Here is a 6,000-nt window from a genome sequence, read left to right as displayed (position 1 = left end):
ATTAACTGAATCTTTTAAATGTGATCGATTTTCGCCAATTAAATTGATCTTTTTCTGATTTTCTTGTGATCGATTGCTTACATAATGCCCCCGCTTTTTGAGCAATTACTTCAGAACCCTACATATCATTTGTTAATTCAAATGGCGATAAAAGAAACTGCTTAAGTTCAATCTTGTTGTTATATTTGCTGGCGCTCTAGTTAGAGTTTGAATGCCCAGAACTATTGGCGAATAATTATTGAGATTAATGTAACTATTAATTGATATGCAAAGGATTTTATACTTTCAATTAACCTACTGAAAAAAGTGGTGAAAAGTGGAGTTTTTGAATGCATCACCTCGATAGCTGTGTAAGCATTAAATCTAAAGTTTAATTAAATTTAATCAGGAGTGCTTATGTTATATGGGTTTTCAAAATCACTTGTTAAAGAGGTTGAGGTAATGGTTGCTGAAGTGGGATTGTCAAAGTATGAAGCTTTGAACTGGCTATTGAAAAATTACCGCCTTCCATTGAGTTTGTTGATGGTGGGGGTAGGAGTGTTTTTGTCGGGAATAGCCAAGTTTATAGCTTTATTGGCTTTGGCTTCTTTGACTTTGTACTGGCTTTTTGAATTGTTGTTTTGGACGTCAAGTACAATTACTTTATTCAATAATGCGAATGCTGCTCTCTTTTGCTTTTTGATTGTTATTTCGGTGTTTTCTATTCCTTCCTCGTATTGCTTTTGTGGTGTGCATGATGAATATGTTAAGTTTGTTTCTGATGCGCTGAAAAGGTTAAACCTTTCTCATAGAGAGCAAGTTACTCTTATTAAAGAAAATATGAGAGAGTTTGAGCGTCGTGTCAAAGTAAGAGTGATTGGCTTGCGAACAGCTCTAGTAATTTGTTGGGCATGGGTTGGATATTTATTAAAGGAGGCAATTAAGTTTGCAGTGAATAATAAAGGTCAGTTTGTGGCTGGTGACTCATATATTCTTACCTTGAGTATTTTGGGGGGATTTATTTTATACTTCTTAATTGAAAGTTACGCAAAAGCTAACTTACTTATTTTTAAAATCATTCAGCTTGGTTGTAATGAAGTAGAGTATAAGATGCTCAGTGAAAATAAAACAATCAGAAACTGATTGAAGATAAGTTGAATAATGAGCTGGTTAAGATTTACTCTTAATTGGTTTTAAGGTGAACTCTTTTCTTAGCTCAAAACCGCATCTAGCGAAAAAACTTTGTTGTTGGTAGTCAATTAATTGCTAATGCGGTAGATCAACATACAGGGACTTATGGGTTTACTCGACATGAAGATGATCACGCAACGGGGCTAACGTATATGCGTGCCCGATATTATTCGGGTGATAGTGCAAGGTTTATTCGACCGGATCCGCAACGAGATTTTAATCCATATAAACCGGCATCGTATAATCTTTACCAATATGTCAGTAATAATCCTGTTAATGCGGTGGACTCTTCTGGACTGGCAGAACACTCGAGTGAATGTACGACGGAGCATTGTACTTCTGAAACGGCAAATCAAGTAAGAGAAAAATTTCAAGAGGCAGGATTTTGTGAAAATTCGGTGACGGTTGGCTGTGTAAATGGCGCACAAGCTGAAGCGATTACGACAGATAACCAGAGCGCTGCAACCAAGTCGAATGCGGTTGATAATAGCGTAGCAGCAGCAACTGCAACTATCGCTGGCGGTGCTGCGGCTGCGTTCACTCAAGGTTTTGTTGCTGGTTTAGTGGGGGGAGCCGTTTCTGGTCCATTCGCATTGGCTGCAGGAGTTGCAACTGGGCTAACCGCAGCGCTAGTTACCTATGCGGTAACTAGAGATAGTGATTCTCCGATGCATTATAACGGTAGTGAATTCGTTATCAATGTCGGCGGGGTTGTACCTCACAAAGGGGTTGGTACATCGACTTCTGTTGTGCGTACTTTTAATAATGGTTCGGCAATCTCTTATAATCAGATGCGACAAAGTTTTAGGAGCATGTTCACCCATATACCACCAAAGCCTAGTCTCATTCGTTACTCACAACCTGGCGTTATTCACCAAAATCAAGCGCAAGCCATTGATCATGTGGTACGCGAAACGATTAATAGTTTTTCCATGGAACATCATTGGCAGAGTCATCAGTAATAAGGTGCTTGTTTTAATTGATCGGGTTAATGCAGCAATTGCTGCATTAACTGAAAAACAGAGCATAATGCTCTTATCATAGTGTTTAATTAGAATTTAATTTAATTTGAGCCGAGTTCAATTTTAATTGCCAGATTAATTAATGCCGTAATCGGCGAATCACGGCTACTAAAAAGCTAGCTAACAATATTGCCAATGTAATTGGGGTAATGAAAAATTCAATAAAACTGTAAACAAAGTGTTTAGTTGTTACTCCGGCATAGTTAGTTGAGTGTTTATTGGCTTTGCTATGTACTGCTTTAAAGGTTTTTATGCTGTCTTTTACTTCAGAATGCATTTCGCTCACTGTATGATGTTTGGGAAGACTTTTATGAATTTGTTGGTACTGCTCGTGAATAGCTGCGCGATGATCTCGCAGATAGTGATGACTAAGCGTTGCGGTTAAAAAAATAGATAAAGGAATAATAATGTGAGTAAAAATTACCAAAAATAAGCCAATATCAGTTATTTTTTTGAGTTTTAAAGCAATGGTCGGTAAGCGATTTTTGAGCGCAATCGAGAGTGCTATACTTTGTAATAATATGACCAGAAGTGGTGTCATTGAAAGCGTCGCAACAGATTGTATTATTTTGAGTACTTCAATGGTTGCTAGTGCGCCTAACGATATTTTCCATGCATAGTCAATCAGTTCTACGACAACATTGAGCATTTGGCCCAATTGTACTTGCACATCAATAAAAAAAGAAATGCCTCCGGTGCTGCTCTGAATGACCGCTAGTAAAGATTTAGTTTCACTAAGCACTAATAGTGTCTCTTCTGATTCGGCAATTGCTGCGTTTAAATATTTAAAATTAACCGCTTCTATTGATTGATGGAAAATAAAGTTAATTAGCCCGGTTAACATGCCTGAGTTGGCTAAGTGTATTAAAAACAGCAGTAACAAGAGTTTAAAAAGATGTATCAGCTTGTTTTTTTCTTCAATCGAAAATGATGATGTTAACGATGACACAATAATATTTCCTGTTTAAATATGATGTTTTTATATTGAGTTTTTTGGACTAACCTTAAAAATATAAAAATAAGTAACACGGAGATAGGTTATAAATGAGTTTGCCTTATAAACTGGGCAAATTGTTCGGCATTACCCTTAAATCGACTTAAATCAACATCTCCATTAATTCCATTAATATTACCTGACTGGGTAAATTGCCAAAGTTGCCAGCCTTGTTTTTGCCAGGCCGAAGGTAGCGGTGGCTGTGTTTTATTGTAATCGGCAATCCATAATGGGTACTTACTCAATTTTTCACTGTTAAGATATTGTTTGGCAAAGGCGACATCTGTGTAAAGAATCGGTAAGCGTCGGGACTTTTTCTCAACAGTTTCCAGCCATACTAGTACGCGACTTAAAAGTTTGGACTGTGAAACATGATCGGTGATTTCTACATCTAAAATTGGTGGTAGATCTGAAGCTTTAAATTCTCCGACCGTTGTTAAAAAGTGATTTGCTTGCTTGTGAGGATCATCGTTGGCATAAAAAAAATGATAAGCACCTCGTGCAAAACCTGAGGCTCGCATCCCTTGCCAATTGTGCTTAAATTGTGGGTCGATATAGGTTTCGCCGCCAGTTGCTTTAGCAATGGTAAAATGAATATTATGCTGTTTAACATGTTGCCAGTTAATGATGCCTTGATAATGGGATACATCAACACCATGGAGTTTTCCTGGCGCTGCGTGGGGGAGATCCTGAGTAGATTCTATTTGTGTCAGTGAGCGCTTTTTACTTGCCCAGGTTTCTATGGAATGTAGATTGATGTGGTTTGCCTTGAGTGCCGAATCAATGAGCTGATATAGCCATAAAAAACTGGGGAGTAAGATTCCAATTAATAAAAATAGTTTGATAATTGAGTAATGTTTAATGCTGGTTCGACCTAACATAGGCTACCTTGTTTTTATTTTATAGTGACACTTTGTCGATGTATTGCGCAATTCTAAAAATTAACAATGAAGGCGCTAATAAAAAGATAGCGTATATTATGCAACTAATGAATAAAAAGCGGTGAGAAGTTTTTATATTATTTTTTAGTGAGATTTATTTAATGAGTATTTTATTTAACTACTATGACAGCTACCGTTGTAGCTCAGCTTAATGTCTTCATCTTCAAAATATTCAGTTCGTAAGGAATAACTTGTAAACCGAAAGCCAGCCCACTCAATTCGAAAAATATTTTCTTCTTTAATGGCTTGTCTTTCAGAATTAAAATATAACCAGGTGCCATTCATTTTATGTTTAGCGTGAATCAACTCATGAAACAGGTTGTGAACGGCAAGGTATGGAACATAATGACCATTTTCATTGAGTATGCAGTTAGTTCCGTTTTCATCCATATCTAGAAAAAATTTAATATAAGCATCTTCGCCTACACCATTTGTCAGATTTTCAGAAAGTGTGGCTCCTGTAATGCCCGCAGAAAGTAAAGCTACATCACTATGAAAAATGATTAACTGATGTTGACTGTTTTCAATGCTGTTCAGAGTTGCTTCGCCGATATTGGTCAATCGTATTAAATCAAGCCATTGAAACACTTTAACGGCCTGTTGAAAATTTTCAACTTTGACGGTGATATTGGTCGTGTATTTATATATTTCATCGGTAGTTTGCGACTGACCGGTTAGTTGATTTTCTATGGCTATTGATTGAGTGATAAAACAAAAGCTCATTAGTAGCGGGCCAATAAATTGGATGATTAGATTGTTAAACTGTGTGTTAGAGATTCGTTTTGACACTGCTCGATTCTGTTTTAAGATTCAAAGTATAAAAAAAACTGATAAATTAATCTTAGAGCAAGAAAATGTTTTTTTCCTGTCTTTTAGTTTTTTTTGATAATGGCTCTTTAATGAGGTAATAGGTTGTTAATTAGAGTAAAGCGGAATAGAAATATGTATTTTTATTCTTATTAGAGAAAGATATAGAAAAACTTTTTTCTCTTCTTGAGATGTTTGAATTATTTTATATAATTGCCTCCGATTTGTGTAAGGTGTCAGTCGAATAGCTGCTTTTTAAGTATTGATAGTAAGAAAAAGATTTTTAATTAGAAATTAATTTATTCAATTTATATCAATAAGGTTGAGTGCTATTGAATTTGTATTGACATTTGTTGGTTAATATTCAGTTTTAACACTCAACCAATGTTGGTTAATGTGAGTTGTACTTTTTATAAGAAATATGAATAGTAGGATTAATTCATAAATAAAATATATTGCGTAGATTAAACCTGACGTGATTATTGTTGAACTAATTAAACAAGCGCTTGGTATTTTAGCTGACTGCAAACTAACTGATTGATTATAAATTGAAATGAAGTTTTCTATTAAGTCAGAGTAAGTTAGCGAAGCTTAAATTAGCATTGTTTAATGGAAGATCTCTCACAAGATATTCAGATTTGACGGCTACGCTTGAATAATTGAACGGCGTATTATATTACCCATAAATTATTGGTAAACATCAGAAAAAAGAGAAGTAGATTATGGTTTCGAATCGTCGATTAGGTGACGACCTAGAAGAAGTTCAGTTTACAAGAACGGATAGATTTATTGTGAGTGATGAAGGACACTTTTTTCGTACTCGTGAAGGTGTTGTTGGCCCTTTTGATGACTTGTCATCAGCGCTGCTCGGTTTAATTGATAGTGCTAAAAAGAGCGGACTACCTCAATATCAGATTAATCAAATCTATCAAAGTGCCTGCCAAAAAGTTTTGGAAAGCGTCAATTGATAGGTCTTTTACCTAACATATAGCGGATCAAAAAATCCGTGAATATAAAAGCTAGCGAATAAACTTTCATTTGAAAAAATAGGGCGTTTATTCGCTGG

At 35.7% G+C, this 6,000-nt stretch carries 6 protein-coding genes; 3 read left to right on the top strand and 3 right to left on the bottom strand.

What is annotated here, in order from left to right; genetic code table 11:
* Positions 1-396 precede the first annotated feature (396 nt).
* A complete protein-coding gene (locus ABVT42_RS07960) occupies positions 397-1,122 on the top strand; it encodes a hypothetical protein (protein ID WP_353873946.1) in 726 nt (241 codons plus the stop codon).
* Between the two features lie 119 nt (positions 1,123-1,241).
* Complete coding sequence (locus tag ABVT42_RS07955; RefSeq protein ID WP_353874194.1) at positions 1,242-2,132, top strand: RHS repeat-associated core domain-containing protein; 891 nt, start codon at positions 1,242-1,244, stop codon at positions 2,130-2,132.
* 139 nt (positions 2,133-2,271) lie between these two features.
* On the opposite strand, the gene ABVT42_RS07950 is transcribed toward ABVT42_RS07955, so the two are convergent.
* The 3 genes from ABVT42_RS07950 to ABVT42_RS07940 form a co-directional block, all read right to left on the bottom strand.
* Positions 2,272-3,141, bottom strand: a complete 870-nt coding sequence (locus tag ABVT42_RS07950; RefSeq protein ID WP_353873947.1) for a hypothetical protein — start codon at positions 3,139-3,141, stop codon at positions 2,272-2,274.
* An 89-nt stretch (positions 3,142-3,230) separates the two neighbouring features.
* Complete coding sequence (locus tag ABVT42_RS07945; RefSeq protein ID WP_353873948.1) at positions 3,231-4,067, bottom strand: glycoside hydrolase family 25 protein; 837 nt, start codon at positions 4,065-4,067, stop codon at positions 3,231-3,233.
* 174 nt (positions 4,068-4,241) lie between these two features.
* The gene (locus ABVT42_RS07940; protein ID WP_353873949.1) at positions 4,242-4,916 is read right to left on the bottom strand and encodes a type III secretion system effector protein; all 675 of its coding nucleotides are present in this window, start codon (positions 4,914-4,916) and stop codon (positions 4,242-4,244) included.
* A 740-nt stretch (positions 4,917-5,656) separates the two neighbouring features.
* Between ABVT42_RS07940 and ABVT42_RS07935 the strand changes: the two genes are divergently transcribed.
* Positions 5,657-5,902 carry a DUF6316 family protein gene (locus ABVT42_RS07935; RefSeq protein WP_353873950.1) on the top strand — a complete coding sequence of 82 codons (246 nt, stop codon included), beginning with the start codon at positions 5,657-5,659 and terminating at the stop codon, positions 5,900-5,902.
* Positions 5,903-6,000: the final 98 nt, after the last annotated feature.

Source organism: Aliikangiella maris (genome assembly GCF_040719265.1).
Classification (GTDB): Bacteria; Pseudomonadota; Gammaproteobacteria; order Enterobacterales; family Kangiellaceae; genus Aliikangiella; species Aliikangiella maris.
This window is presented reverse-complemented; position numbering and strand designations above follow the sequence as displayed.